At 35.4% G+C, this 13,222-nt stretch carries 16 protein-coding genes; 14 read left to right on the top strand and 2 right to left on the bottom strand.

Annotation, left to right across the window (positions count from 1 at the left end):
* Positions 1-17: 17 nt before the first annotated feature.
* From IPK91_02945 to IPK91_02885, 13 genes are all read left to right on the top strand, one after another.
* Entirely contained in the window at positions 18-539 is a 522-nt protein-coding gene (locus IPK91_02945; protein MBK8296247.1) for a DUF3341 domain-containing protein, read from the top strand.
* Positions 540-1,340: a cytochrome c gene (locus IPK91_02940; protein MBK8296246.1), complete on the top strand. Its 801-nt coding sequence runs from the start codon at positions 540-542 to the stop codon at positions 1,338-1,340.
* 24 nt (positions 1,341-1,364) lie between these two features.
* Positions 1,365-2,690, top strand: coding sequence for a hypothetical protein (locus IPK91_02935; GenBank protein MBK8296245.1), 1,326 nt, complete (start codon positions 1,365-1,367; stop codon positions 2,688-2,690).
* Positions 2,691-2,709: 19 nt separating this feature from the next.
* Complete coding sequence (locus IPK91_02930) at positions 2,710-4,215, top strand: OmpA family protein (protein ID MBK8296244.1); 1,506 nt, start codon at positions 2,710-2,712, stop codon at positions 4,213-4,215.
* A gap of 10 nt (positions 4,216-4,225) precedes the next feature.
* Complete coding sequence (locus IPK91_02925; protein MBK8296243.1) at positions 4,226-6,076, top strand: cbb3-type cytochrome c oxidase subunit I; 1,851 nt, start codon at positions 4,226-4,228, stop codon at positions 6,074-6,076.
* A 10-nt stretch (positions 6,077-6,086) separates the two neighbouring features.
* Positions 6,087-6,497, top strand: a complete 411-nt coding sequence (locus IPK91_02920) for a UbiA family prenyltransferase (protein ID MBK8296242.1) — start codon at positions 6,087-6,089, stop codon at positions 6,495-6,497.
* Positions 6,398-6,976, top strand: a complete 579-nt coding sequence (locus IPK91_02915; protein ID MBK8296241.1) for a UbiA family prenyltransferase — start codon at positions 6,398-6,400, stop codon at positions 6,974-6,976. Before IPK91_02920 ends, IPK91_02915 begins: the two co-directional genes overlap by 100 nt.
* Before the next feature lie 14 nt (positions 6,977-6,990).
* Positions 6,991-7,557: a cytochrome c oxidase subunit 3 gene (locus IPK91_02910; protein ID MBK8296240.1), complete on the top strand. Its 567-nt coding sequence runs from the start codon at positions 6,991-6,993 to the stop codon at positions 7,555-7,557.
* 15 nt (positions 7,558-7,572) lie between these two features.
* On the top strand, positions 7,573-8,415 hold the full coding sequence (locus IPK91_02905) for a cytochrome c oxidase subunit 3 (GenBank protein MBK8296239.1): 843 nt from the start codon (positions 7,573-7,575) through the stop codon (positions 8,413-8,415).
* 86 nt (positions 8,416-8,501) lie between these two features.
* Positions 8,502-8,906, top strand: coding sequence for a cytochrome C oxidase subunit IV family protein (locus IPK91_02900; protein MBK8296238.1), 405 nt, complete (start codon positions 8,502-8,504; stop codon positions 8,904-8,906).
* Between the two features lie 34 nt (positions 8,907-8,940).
* A complete protein-coding gene (locus IPK91_02895; protein MBK8296237.1) occupies positions 8,941-9,531 on the top strand; it encodes a hypothetical protein in 591 nt (196 codons plus the stop codon).
* Positions 9,528-10,058 carry a DUF420 domain-containing protein gene (locus IPK91_02890; GenBank protein ID MBK8296236.1) on the top strand — a complete coding sequence of 177 codons (531 nt, stop codon included), beginning with the start codon at positions 9,528-9,530 and terminating at the stop codon, positions 10,056-10,058. Before IPK91_02895 ends, IPK91_02890 begins: the two co-directional genes overlap by 4 nt.
* 10 nt (positions 10,059-10,068) lie before the next feature.
* Positions 10,069-10,305: a hypothetical protein gene (locus IPK91_02885; protein MBK8296235.1), complete on the top strand. Its 237-nt coding sequence runs from the start codon at positions 10,069-10,071 to the stop codon at positions 10,303-10,305.
* 65 nt (positions 10,306-10,370) lie between these two features.
* Here IPK91_02885 and IPK91_02880 read toward each other — a convergent pair whose 3' ends face one another.
* Positions 10,371-10,865 carry a hypothetical protein gene (locus IPK91_02880; GenBank protein MBK8296234.1) on the bottom strand — a complete coding sequence of 165 codons (495 nt, stop codon included), beginning with the start codon at positions 10,863-10,865 and terminating at the stop codon, positions 10,371-10,373.
* Between the two features lie 182 nt (positions 10,866-11,047).
* Entirely contained in the window at positions 11,048-11,725 is a 678-nt protein-coding gene (ung, locus tag IPK91_02875; protein MBK8296233.1) for a uracil-DNA glycosylase, read from the bottom strand.
* A gap of 61 nt (positions 11,726-11,786) precedes the next feature.
* Between ung and IPK91_02870 the strand changes: the two genes are divergently transcribed.
* Positions 11,787-13,148 (top strand): hypothetical protein, encoded by a 1,362-nt coding sequence (locus tag IPK91_02870; protein MBK8296232.1) that lies wholly within the window; start codon positions 11,787-11,789, stop codon positions 13,146-13,148.
* Positions 13,149-13,222 lie beyond the last annotated feature (74 nt).

The raw sequence follows: 13,222 nt of genomic DNA, 5'->3' as shown, positions 1-13,222 counted from the left end.
AAATAAATCATCCTTGCATGAGACAATTAAATAAAGATGTTATTTACGGAATATATTCCGATGAAGAAGAACTCTTGAGTGCTGTACGCTTAGCCAAAAGTAAACATCTTGAAATTATGGATGTCTTTACCCCTTTTCCTGTTCATGGAATGGAAAAAGCACTTGGTCTAGAAGAATCCCGTTTGCACTATGCTGGATTTGTTTACGGTGCGATTGGAACATTGACCGCTTTTCTTGGTATGACTTGGATTATGACAAGTGATTGGCCAATTATTTTTGGAGGAAAACCATACTGGCCTGTGCCTTCATTCATACCTATTGTGTTTGAGTTGACAGTTTTGTTTGCTTCCTGGGGAATGACAATTACGTTTTATACAATAAGTGGATTATGGCCTGGAGTTCAAAACCCTCAATTGGATTTAAGGACTACGGATGATAAATTTTGTCTTGCTTTTGATCAACATCATATTTCCGAAACTGAAGCCAGATCATTCTTTCAAGAGAGTGGCGCAGAAGAGGTAAATGTTAAATCTATATAAATGATGAATCGGATTATTTTCATATTCATTTCAATAGTTTGTGCATTGAGTTTATTTCAATGCAGTCCGGCAGGTGGCAATGCAACAGGAACAGAATACATGCCAGATATGGTTCATTCCGTTGCTTATGAACCCAATGTCAATAGTTATTATTATTACCATACTTGGGGAACATCAGCAGAAATTGCGAAATTATCTGCACCCAGATTTCCAGCTAAAGGATCGATTGCTCGTGGTGGAATTGCGACTTCAGATTCGGCGCATGCAGCTATGTATACTGGCAGTTTGAGTTCAAATGCCATACATACTCCAGTAAATGGATCTGTGAATTATTATTATGGAAATACAGAAGAAGAACGGCTAAGAGCTTCCAGGGAGATCACTGCAAACAAGATAAAACTTACAAAAGCCGGACTAGAAGAAGGAAAATTACTTTACAATATTTATTGTGGTATTTGCCACGGCGAAAAGGGTGATGGTGCCGGATATTTGGTTCGAGATGATGGAGGAAAGTATCCAGCACAACCTGCTAATTTTCTTAAAGATGAATTTATTGCTGCATCAGAAGGTCGTTTTTATCATGGAATCATTTATGGAAGAAATATGATGGGCGCTTATGCTGATAAATTATCTTATAATGAACGATGGAATGTTATACATTATATACGATCCTTGCAAGCAGCTTCTAAAAACTTAAAATATTCAGAATCAGAAAATACGTTTTCAGGTTCGCAAGCAGTTTTGGATGCAGCTAAATTGGCTGCAGCTGCAACTGCTCCGGTGGTTAATGTTAAAAAATAATTTGAATTTCAAGTAGGAAACAAAATGAATACGATACAGATACCAACAAAAGACAAAGTTGTATTAGGAGTGATGGGTTTTATAGGAATCCTGTCTCTGGTTACAATTTTGCTGACAGATGATGCTTATTTTACTCGCTTTTGGAGTAGTCTTCTGCAAAATGGTGTATTTTTTACATTGATTGCTTTAATGGCCTTGTTTTTTATTTGTGTTAGCCGAACCGCTTATGCAGGATGGAATGTTGGATTTAAGCGAGTTTGGGAAGCGATGTCTGGATTTTTATGGGTTGGCTTTGCTATTATGTTTTTTATAGCCCTCGGTGTATATTTTAACTGGCATCATCTATACCATTGGTCTGATACAGATATCGTTGCAAATGATAAAGTGCTTAAAGGCAAATCCAGTTTTTTAAACAAGCATTTCTACAGTGTCGTTGGTTTGGGCATTTTGGCAAGTTGGATATTTTTTGCTTCTAAAATGCGCAAATTAAGTGTTGAAGAAGATGATCATGGGGATCAACATTTTGAACACTATAATAAAATGAAATTTTGGGCTGCAATATTTTTACCAGTAGCTGGATTTTCAAGTGCTGCTGTTATTTGGTTGTGGTATATGTCAGTTGATCCGCATTGGTATAGCACCATGTTTGCTTGGTATACTGGAGCCAGTTGCTTTGTAAGCATGATTGCACTTACCATCTTGTTTCTGATTTATCTTAAATCCAGAGGATATTATCACAATGTAAATCAGGAACATTTTCATGATCTGGGTAAATTTATGTTTGCCTTCAGTGTTTTTTGGACTTATTTGTGGTTCTCACAGTACATGCTGATTTGGTATGGAAATATTGGAGAGGAAACAGTTTATTTTCAAACCCGGATTCAACAATATCCAATATTATTTTATGGGAACCTGGTTCTTAATTTTGCGTTGCCGTTTTTAATTTTAATGCGAAATGATAATAAACGCAAATACGGAACCTTAATTGCAGTTGGAATTATCGTATTTTTTGGTCACTGGTGGGATACGTTCCAAATGGTAAAACCAGGTACATATCATACGGCACTTGAAATGAGTATGGAACATCACGCTGGACCTGCAACAAGTGAGGCATTGACTAAAGACACACATGCTGCGCCTGCTCAACATGAAGTTAATGAACATGATGGTCATGCAAATGATAAACACATGCCTCCTGTAGGATATTTTATTCCAGGCTTGGCTGATATTGGGCTGATGATTGGGTTTTTAGCTTTATTTTTTGCAACAACCTTGCATTTTTTATCTAAAGCACCTTTAGTGCCAAAGAATGATCCATTTTTACAAGAGAGTTTACATCATCATGTATAGCAAAACGAAAAAATAAGACATGACTGCTTTAATTACAATATTATCTATCATATTGCTTTTTGTAGTTCTACTTCAAATTGCTAAAATTAATGAGATCACTGCTGAAATGCGTGGTCAAGAGCAAACAGAGACTCACAGTGCCAATCAAAATGGCAAATGGCTATTGATTTTTGGAGTCGTCTTTCTTGGATCTTTTTTCTGGGGATCATTATACTATGCAAATCGGTTGCTAGGCTATGGGCCCTTAAAAGCTGCTTCAGAGCATGGCGGTTCTATTGATAGTATGTTTAATGTTACTTTGATTTTCACAGGAATCGTATTCTTGATTTGTCATGTTGCATTATTCTGGTTTTCCTATAAATTTAGATATACAACTGGTAAAAAAGCCTTGTTCCTTCCACATGACAATCGGTTGGAGGTAATTTGGACCGCATTGCCTGCATTGGTCATGACAATTTTAGTTGTTCAAGGCCTTGTGACTTGGAATAAAGTTATGGCTGATGTTACCAAAGGAGAAGATTTTATAGAAATCGAAGCAACAGGTTGGCAGTTTGCTTGGAACTTAAGATATCCAGGGCAGGATGGTAAATTAGGTGTTAAAGATTTCAGATTAATAAAACCTGGTGTTAATGAATTAGGTCAGGATTGGAACGATGACAGAAATCACGATGATTTTAATGCAGATGAACTGGTAATTCCAAAAGGGAAAAAAATTCGGGTTCGGATTACAGCTCGGGATGTATTGCATAATTTTTATTTACCTCATTTTAGAGTTAAAATGGATGCGGTTCCTGGAATTCCAACCTATTTTATTTTTACACCAATTAAAACCACTGAAGAGTTTCGTCAGGAATTAAGAAAGTATCCTGAATACCAAATGCCTTCTGATCCAAATGATCCTGCAAGTCCTCCAAAATGGAAAACTTTTGAATATGAATTGGCATGTGCTGAATTATGTGGCAAAGGCCATTATAGCATGCGTAGATTGGTGAAAGTAGTTTCTCCAGAAGAATGGGAAATTTGGAATAAAAAACAAAAATCTTATTATTTAAGCTCCATCCGCAATACGGATGAAGATCCTTTAAAAGGCAAAGCAATTAAAGCAGAAGCTTTTATAAAGACCGAAGAAATGAAGTCTATGCTTTTAAAAGCATTGGATTCGACCAATACCAATGCAGCTGATCGGATCATTCGATTGGATAATATATATTTTGAAACAGGTTCTGCAACTTTGGATTCTATTTCTGAAATGGCATTGAATGTTTTAAAAGAAACTTTTGATCAATATCCTAAATTAAAAGTTGAAGTAAGTGGCCATACGGATAATACGGGCGCAGCAGATCTTAATCTAAAACTATCCAATGAAAGAGCAACTGCAATAAAAAATTATTTGGTATCAAAAGGAGTGAGCAATGAACGAATTTCTGCATTGGGAAATGGATCAAATAAACCTGTTGATACAAATGATACAGAAGAAGGTCGTGCGAAAAACAGAAGAATTGAATTTAAAATTTTATCTTTTTAAAACATAAATTATGTCAGCTAATCATTCACCACTTGTTGAAAAAGATAAACTAATCCAGGAATTGGGTTATGATGATCATTTTCATGAACACCATCATGGCGACAAATACCAGACTAATTTTTTAACAACTTATATATTTTCGCAGGATCATAAGATGATTGCGAGGCAATTCCTTATGACAGGGATTTTTTGGGCTATTATTGGTGCTGCGATGTCAATCATATTTCGTCTGCAATTAGGCTATCCAGATGCAGATTTAAGTTGGCTAAAACCAGTTTTAGGTCAGTGGATCACAATTAATGATGCCGGCATTGGTAGATTGGAACCTGAGTTTTATTATGCTTTGGTTACAATGCATGGAACGATTATCGTTTTCTTCGTATTAACTGCAGGATTGAGTGGTACTTTTAGTAACTTATTAATTCCACTTCAAATTGGAGCTAGAGACATGGCTTCTCCATTTTTAAATATGCTTTCCTATTGGTTCTTTTTCATGTCATCTGTAGTTATGTTCTACAGTTTGTTTTTAAGCACAGGACCCTTTTCAGGTGGATGGACTGCTTATCCACCATTAAGCGCATTGCCACAAGCTTCTATCGGAAGTGGTGCAGGGATGACATTGTGGACCGTATCCCTTGTGTTGTTTGTTGTTTCTGTTTTGTTGGGTGGTATGAATTATATCACAACTATTTTAAACCTTCGAACTAAAGGAATGAGTATGTGGCGTATGCCACTTACAGTTTGGGCTTTTTTAGTAACTGCAATTTTGGGACTTCTTTCATTTCCTGTTTTAGCTTCTGGTTTTTTTCTTATGCTATTTGATAGAAGTTTAGGTACAAGTTTTTACTTATCGGATATTTTTATTAACGGACAAGCATTGGACCGGATAGGAGGTAGCCCCATTTTATACCAACATATATTTTGGTTTTTAGGCCACCCTGAAGTTTATATTATTATTTTGCCGGCAATGGGTATTGTTTCTGAAGTATTATCAGTACATGCAAGAAAACCTATATTTGGATACCGAGCTATGGTGTATTCAATTTTAGCCATTGCATTCCTTTCATTTATAGTATGGGCACACCATATGTTTATGTCAGGGGTAAATCCATTTATATCCAATTTCTTTGTAGTATTTACGCTGATTATAGCAGTCCCCTCAGCAGTTAAGGTATTTAACTGGATTAGTACTCTATATGGCGGTAACATTCGATTAAATACTCCCATGCTATTTTGCATTGGATTTGTATCGATGTTTATTTCTGGTGGACTCACCGGAATCTTTTTAGGAAATTCTGCAATTGATATTCAGCAACACGACACGTATTTTGTTGTAGCGCATTTTCACATTGTTATGGGTGTCGCAGCTTTTTTTGGAATGTTTGCAGGAGTATACAACTGGTTTCCTAAAATGTTTGGACGATTTATGAATGAGACTTTGGGTAAAATCCATTTTTGGATCACTATGATAGGAGCGTATGCGGTTTTTGGACCAATGCACTATCTAGGAATGGCAGGAGTCCCAAGACGTTATTATCGTTTTGATAACTTTGATGCATTCAAAGATTTTACAGACATGAATAAGTTTATTACAATTGCTGCAATTATTACTTTTTTCGCACAATTATTATTTGTTGTAAACTTTTTCTGGAGTATGTATAAAGGTCGGAAGATGACTGAACAAAATCCATATGGCTCAAATTCTTTGGAGTGGACAACTCCAATTGAAACAGGTCATGGAAATTGGCCTGAAAAAATTCCAACAGTTCAACGTTGGGCTTATGATTACGGAAAAGATAATAAAGAATTTATTCAACAACACGTTCCTTTAGCAGAAGGAGAGGAACACAGCAGCCATTAATTTCAATTAATTGAATCAGACAAACGCATCGGCAATAAATTATTCCTTTATTAAGGATATTGGAATATTGGTTAAGTTTAAACTTAGCCTGATGGTTATTTTATCTTCAGCTCTGAGTTATGTTATACTTGCAAAGGATCTTTTTAATATCAATACCTTTATCTTTTTAATTTTAGGTGGAAGCTTTATAACCTTTGCCGCCAATGCTATTAACCAATGCTTGGAAAGAGACTATGATAAATTAATGGTGCGTACCGCATTGAGACCAGTTGCTGATGGTCGCATGTCGATTGCCACCTCTGTTTTAATCAGCGGTATATTTTGTACTTTGGGTGTATTGTTTCTAGCTATGATAAATCCTGTAGCGAGTTCTTTAGGTATGCTGTCTTTTGTGTTATATGCTTTTGTTTACACTCCTTAAAAAGATTTTCAACATTAGCAGTACCTGTTGGAGCAATACCTGGTGCGCTTCCAACTTTAATTGCTGGAGTAGCTGCATCCAATGGATTTACTTTAGAAGCATTGTGTCTTTTTGGCATTCAATACTTATGGCAATTCCCCCATTTTTGGTCAATTGCATGGCTTGGTCATTCTGATTATAGAAAAGCAGGCTTTAAATTGGTAAAAGATGTGAACGGTAAACCAGATCCTAAATATGGCTTCTATGCAGCTGTTTATTCTGCATTGAGTTTTGTTTTCTTATTTTGGTTTGTGGCGAATGGCCTCTTAAATACATTTGTTATCATTGGAATTTGCTTGTGTATTTTATTTTATATCTATTATAGTTTGAATCTTTTTAAACATAATAATGAGCAAGCTGCTAGAAAATTAATGTTTTGCTCAATCATTTATCTGCCTGTTCTTTTATTCTTATTGCTCACTAATAATTTGCTTCATTGATGCCAATTATTCAAATGATCGATAAGAATCTGGCTCCAAGTCGCTATCAAGCATTAAAATTTGGACTATGGATTGGAATGGCTTCAATTACCATGATGTTTGCTGCATTGACCAGTGCGTACTTGGTTAGGAGACCTGCAGGAAATTGGTATGAGTTTAAATTGCCTATTCAATTTTTTGTAAGCACACTTATAATTATCGCTTCTTCCATTACAATGGAATGGGCATATAAGAATTTAAAAAACCAGAATCAAAAGAATTATAATTATGGAATTGTTTTGACATTTGGATTAGGAATATTGTTTTTGGTATCACAAATATTGTCTTGGAAAGCTTTGGTTGCAAGTGGCATAACCATAGATTTAAGTGTATCCGGTTCTTTCTTATATGCACTGTCAGGAATTCATGCAGTCCATGTAATTGGAGGAATCGCTGCAATTATGGTTTGCGTTGCAAATGCTTTTTTGAATTCATTCACAGTTAGTTCTATGAGATTATTAAAAGTTGATCTTGTTAGGCAGTATTGGCATTTTGTAGATATCCTTTGGATTTATTTGCTTCTGTTTTTAATATTACAATAGTATAAAATTAATATAATGGCATCCGATCAAACATTACAGGCGCAACAGGGACACGAAAACGAATCCGTATGGATGGGCGCAAAAGAACCGTTTAAAGCCAGTTATGGGAAATTAATGATGTGGTATTTCCTGCTTTCTGATGCATTTACGTTTGCGGGTTTTTTAATTGCATATGGTACGCTTCGTTTTAGTAGTCCAACATGGCCGGTTCCTGATTTTGTATTTTCATCATTACCTGGAGGGATTCATCATAAACCTTTGATTTTTGTAACATTCATGACGTTTGTACTTATCGTAAGTAGTGTAACAATGGTTCGTGCTGTACAAGAAGGACATCGCTATAATAAGAAAGGAGTTGTTTTTTGGATGTTGATGACCATTTTTGGCGGATTGTGTTTCTTAGGTTGTCAAGCCTGGGAATGGACTACTTTGATGGGTGGTGAAAATATGTCAATTCATACAAATCCATTTGGGACACATACTGAATCAGGTGTATACCTGGAAGGGGATGGCCATGATATTAAAGCTGGGGATCCATTTCATTCACATCAGACGTATCTCATTCATCAACATAATGGTGAATGGGCTCCACTAAAATATAAAACAGAGTCCGGTTTAATAAAAGAGCAACAGTTTGGACCTAAAGCTTTTGGCGCTTTGTTCTTTTTTATTACAGGATTTCATGGATTTCACGTATTAAGCGGAGTCGTGTTTTTATTGATCATTATGATTAATGTTGCAAGTGGCGTTTATGTCCAAAGGCGAAATCATTATGAAATGGTTGAAAAGATAGGATTGTACTGGCATTTTGTGGATTTGGTATGGGTATTTGTGTTTTTAGTATTTTATCTGCTATAAATTAAACAATAGGATGGCACACTTAAATTACGAGGAAGGAAAAAGTTGTATTCAGAGGATTTGTCCTTTTAGGAATTGTTACTCTGTTGGAAGTTATGGTTGCTTTAGTAGGTAAGGGCTATATCATTCATGGATTTCATTTACCTAGATTTATTATGTATTCATTGATGATTGGAATGTCTTTGTATAAAGCGTATTTCATTATTTATGAATTTATGCATATGCGCTATGAAGTGCCGGGATTGGTAAGAAGCGTATTGATGCCTACAATGTTATTGATTTGGGCAATCATTGCTTTCTTTTATGAAGGAAATACCTGGTATCATTGGCGTAAAAATGTAAATGATCGACCGATTCTTGAACTTACAGGAGGTATTTCAAAACAAGTTGAAAAACATCCATCTAGTGGTACTCATGAATCATCAGAACTACAAAAGGAAGCTCCAGCCGCTGAGCCAAAAGATTCAAATGCCATTGAAAAGCAGCATTAAAATTGATTTGTATCTAATAATTTCAACAGATTAAATGAGAAAAGCATTTAATCTAATTCTAATTGCATGTATCCTGATAGGGCTTCCAATCTATGCTTGGTATTACTTATCGAAAGGTACCCAAATGCGAAAAGATGCAATGGCTGATTTAAGCCCTAAAGCTGAACTTACTAATTTTCAATCAAGCCTTGAAGATGATTCGATTTTTTATTCAGACAGCCTATTGGGTAAAAATTGGATTGTAGCTGTTATTGGTGCGGATTCTTTAAGAGCAAAGCACTTGGACGTGATGCGTAAAATATTCAATCAGTCCAAAGATGAGTTTTCAATCAATATATTTACAATTGTTGGTTTGTTTCCAGGTGAACTGATTAGAGATATGTCCCAGATACTTCAAATGCCCACTTCTAAAACCTGGCTAAGATCATACATGGCTGCGAATCATGTCTATCCATTTAGTGCAGAAGCGTACTCAATACCTGAACAAATGAAGGATCAAGATGTGATTCTATTGTTGGATAAAAATGGCAAAATCAGAAATTACTACAGTTTAAATAATCAACAAGAAATTTTAGAACTTGTTAGACATATACCAGTTTTTCTTAGTTTAAAAGATTCTAAATGAGTTGGACTCCACAAGAAATCAAAAGACTAAATATTGCTGCGTCTATCTTTAGTGTTTTGATTTTATTGGTGGTTGTTTTTATGCGTAAAATTCATATAGAGACAAGCATTGATTTTTCATTTTTACCTATTTTTCATTCAAGCTTAAATGCAATTGCTGGGATTGTTCTGATTTTAGCATATATACAAATAAGGAAGGGGCACATAAAAAACCATAAACGATTGATGTCAACAGCGTTGATCATGTCAGGTGTTTTTTTAATTTCTTATGTGCTTTATCATATCACCACTCCAGAGGTTAGATATTGTGGGGAGGGTCCAATTCGCACTATATATTTTTTACTTTTAATTTCTCATGTGGTTCTTTCTGGAATCTCATTTCCATTTATTTTATTTACATTTATTCGAGGTCTAACAGATCAGCGAGCGCGACATAAAAAATTAGCTAAAATTGTATTTCCAGTTTGGCTGTATATTTGTGTTAGTGGACCGATTTGTTTTTTAATGCTATATCCTTGCATGCGATAATTTTACCCCTATGAAAAGATTTATTATCATTACGAGCATCATCTTGCTTTTTATTTTAGTGCAACAAACTGGATTTTCTCAATGTCCAATGTGTAAGATGGCCGCTGAAAGCAATATGAAGAGTGGGGGTAGTGTTGGTAAGGGTTTAAATACTGGGATTTTATATCTTTTAGCAATGCCTTATCTTCTGTTTATAGTGTTTAGCTATTTATGGAAACGCATTAAGAATCAGACTGAAGTATTATAATTAAAAATAAAAAAAAAGCCTTGTTGGAATTTCCTACAAGGCTTTTTGAAATTTTATTGATCCGTTTAGAATGCATATCTAATTGCAAATCCACCACCTTCTCCTGTAAATCCATCTCCCCAACCAACAAAATTAAATGTTGGAATCCAATCAGCAGATAAGTTAATTGGTACATTTTTAAATTTATAATCGAGACCTAGGTTTCCACAGGCACCTACAAAAAAGGAGCCATCTCCACCGTCCACTAAATCCCAATCACCTCCCCAAGAGCCTAAACGTGCACCAAATCCCCAATACCATCTTAAACCATCTACAGATGCAATATCATAATGCTTTTGAAATAGGCCTGTAAGACTAAAATAGCTATAATCATAAGCTCCAGCTCCGTAGCTCCTGTAATTTACGATAGCTTCTAAAGCATTTTTTTCATTCAGAAAGTGTTTGCCGGTTAAAGCCCAGCCCCATGCAGCTCTTAGACCAATAGCATTATTATAGTCTTGAGATTGCACTGAAAAAGAAATAGCCACCACAGCTAACACTAATAAAAATTTGATTTTCATAATAAGTTTGTTTTGAGGGTTTTTAATAAGCAAATTTATCTGATTTATTGACACCATCAAAGCAGCTGACCATTATTTATGGCTTAGAATTAAATTAATAACTTAACTAATTCACAATATATTGATTATGAGCTATATAAGAATTTTTTAGATCATTCATTCCTGTTTACATTAACTAATTATTAATCTAAGATTTCCCAATTAATGGCTTCTTTTCCATGTTTTTGTAAATATTCATTGGTCAGTTTGAAATGATTATTTCCGTGAAATTTCCCACCAGCTAAGGGTGATGGATGAACACTTTCAAGGACCAAATGGCGGTTGGAGTTTATAAGTGTTTTCTTAGATTTCGCAAAATTTCCCCAAAGCATAAATACCAGGTTCTCTGTATGTTTACTGAGTAAATTGATAATCTGGTCTGTGAATTGATGCCAACCCAAGTTTTTATGGGAATTCGGAATTCTGTGCTCCACGGTTAATGAAGCATTTAAAAGCAAGACCCCTTGAAATGCCCATGGACTTAAATCCCCGTGTTTGGGAATTTTATATCCAAATTCACTGTTTAATTCTTTATATATGTTTTGAAGAGAGGGCGGAATTGGAATTCTTTTTGGAACGGAAAAACAAAGTCCCATTGCTTCTCCAGGTCCATGGTAAGGATCTTGCCCTAGAATGACGACTTTTAACTTATTCAGTGGGGTTGAATCAAATGCATTAAATATGAGTGGACCGGGCGGATAAATTGTTTTTCCAGCTGAAATTTCAGATTTTAAGATCTTAATTAAGTTTTGGAAATAAGCCTTTTCAAATTCGTCTTTTAAAAAATCTTTCCATCCGGCTTCCATTTTCAAGTCTTTCATATTAACTTGGCATAGTCTTTTAATAGATAAAGGTATTTAATTAAATGTTCAAAATTTTAAAATGAAAAAGTATCTCATAGGGTTCTGTTTGTTCGGGATTAATATAGTGTTATCTGCGCAGCCAAATAAAGTTTGGAGTAAAATATTTGGAGGAAATAATTCAGACGTTTGCACGACAATTTCGCAATATAATGACACCATGCTGATCGCAGCAGGCAAAAGTGCTTCAACAAATGTAGGTGGGAATAAAGGGGCCGATGATTTCATGGTATGTCAGTTTAGACCGAATGGGGACCAAATTCGAATTAAAACATTTGGGGGGCCACAAATTGAACAGATCAGCAGCTACGTAACGCTTGCAAATGGGAACTTAATTTTAGGTGGATTTACCAATGGGAAAGGTTCGGATGTATCAAACTTGTATGGTTTAACTGATATATGGGTTGTTGGTTATAATCCAAATACCGGAACTAAGCTTTGGGAAAAAAGTATCGGCGGCACAAATAATGATCAGTGCAACGATTTGTTTTATCTGGAACCTGGTAGGGTTTTTATTGCAGGTCACACTAAATCCTTGGATAAAGATGTCGTTGGGAGTCCGACAAAAGGGGGCAATGACGTATTAATTACTTCAATAGATGAGAATGGTGCGATTATCAAAGCATTTACGTTTGGAGGAACAAAAGATGAAACTGCAAAGAAAATTCTTCGTTCAGATGCGTTTGGTGGACAAATGCTAGTCTTTGGGGATTCAGAATCCAATGACATGGATTTTGCTGGTTTAAGTAAAGGAAAGAAAGATATTTTCATTTTGAAAATCAATAGAAATATTAATAAAGTCTTCCTCACCACCATTGGTGGACCTGGGGACGATCTGTTTGGGGATGCAATTAATTTAGGAGATAATGGAATGATAATCTTTGGAACCGTTGCTACTCCCGGTGGTCAAGTAGATAGTTTAAAAGGTGCTAAAGATATATGGATGGCAAGATTGGATAAAAACGGTGTACTGCAGTGGACTAAAAATATTGGCGGTAAAAATGACGAAACTTCGGTTAAAGCGCAATTGGACAAGGATGGAACTATTTTGTTTTTAGGAAATTCAAATTCAAAAGATCAGGACATTAAATCAAATTATGGAGGAAGTGATGTTTTATTAATGAAGCTGGATACTTCTGGAAATATACTTTGGCAAAAAAACTATGGTGGAACCGCTGGAGATAATGCAGGAGCATTTTGTTATGGAACAGATGGTTCAGTTTATGTCGTTTCTCAAAGTTTTAGTATCAACAATGATCTTCCTCCAACCAATACAGCTGCTCCAGATTTTTGGACGCTTAAATTGTTTGAGTGCACAACTGTTGAATCAAATCATACAAGCTCAGTTTGCATAGGGGATACCATTCAAATAAATGGAAGGTAGTATTATTCTGGATTTGAAAGTGGTGTAGATACTTTAAAGAGGTCCACGGCAAATGGTTGCGATAGCATCGTTCA

This window comes from Saprospiraceae bacterium (assembly GCA_016712145.1).
Classification (GTDB): Bacteria; Bacteroidota; Bacteroidia; order Chitinophagales; family Saprospiraceae; genus Vicinibacter.
Note: the sequence above shows the minus strand (reverse complement) of the source record. Positions and strands in the feature narration are given on the sequence as shown.

What these genes read in the sequence shown, in the direction of transcription:
- IPK91_02895 (MBK8296237.1), top strand. Translation starts at nt 8,941, where the DNA reads ATGAGAAAAGCATTTAATCTAATTCTAATTGCATGTATCCTGATAGGG.
- ung (MBK8296233.1), bottom strand. Translation starts at nt 11,725, where the DNA reads ATGAAAGACTTGAAAATGGAAGCCGGATGGAAAGATTTTTTAAAAGAC.
- IPK91_02880 (MBK8296234.1), bottom strand. Translation starts at nt 10,865, where the DNA reads ATGAAAATCAAATTTTTATTAGTGTTAGCTGTGGTGGCTATTTCTTTT.
- IPK91_02870 (MBK8296232.1), top strand. Translation starts at nt 11,787, where the DNA reads ATGAAAAAGTATCTCATAGGGTTCTGTTTGTTCGGGATTAATATAGTG.
- IPK91_02925 (MBK8296243.1), top strand. Translation starts at nt 4,226, where the DNA reads ATGTCAGCTAATCATTCACCACTTGTTGAAAAAGATAAACTAATCCAG.
- IPK91_02940 (MBK8296246.1), top strand. Translation starts at nt 540, where the DNA reads ATGATGAATCGGATTATTTTCATATTCATTTCAATAGTTTGTGCATTG.
- IPK91_02930 (MBK8296244.1), top strand. Translation starts at nt 2,710, where the DNA reads ATGACTGCTTTAATTACAATATTATCTATCATATTGCTTTTTGTAGTT.
- IPK91_02910 (MBK8296240.1), top strand. Translation starts at nt 6,991, where the DNA reads ATGATCGATAAGAATCTGGCTCCAAGTCGCTATCAAGCATTAAAATTT.
- IPK91_02905 (MBK8296239.1), top strand. Translation starts at nt 7,573, where the DNA reads ATGGCATCCGATCAAACATTACAGGCGCAACAGGGACACGAAAACGAA.
- IPK91_02945 (MBK8296247.1), top strand. Translation starts at nt 18, where the DNA reads ATGAGACAATTAAATAAAGATGTTATTTACGGAATATATTCCGATGAA.
- IPK91_02890 (MBK8296236.1), top strand. Translation starts at nt 9,528, where the DNA reads ATGAGTTGGACTCCACAAGAAATCAAAAGACTAAATATTGCTGCGTCT.
- IPK91_02885 (MBK8296235.1), top strand. Translation starts at nt 10,069, where the DNA reads ATGAAAAGATTTATTATCATTACGAGCATCATCTTGCTTTTTATTTTA.
- IPK91_02935 (MBK8296245.1), top strand. Translation starts at nt 1,365, where the DNA reads ATGAATACGATACAGATACCAACAAAAGACAAAGTTGTATTAGGAGTG.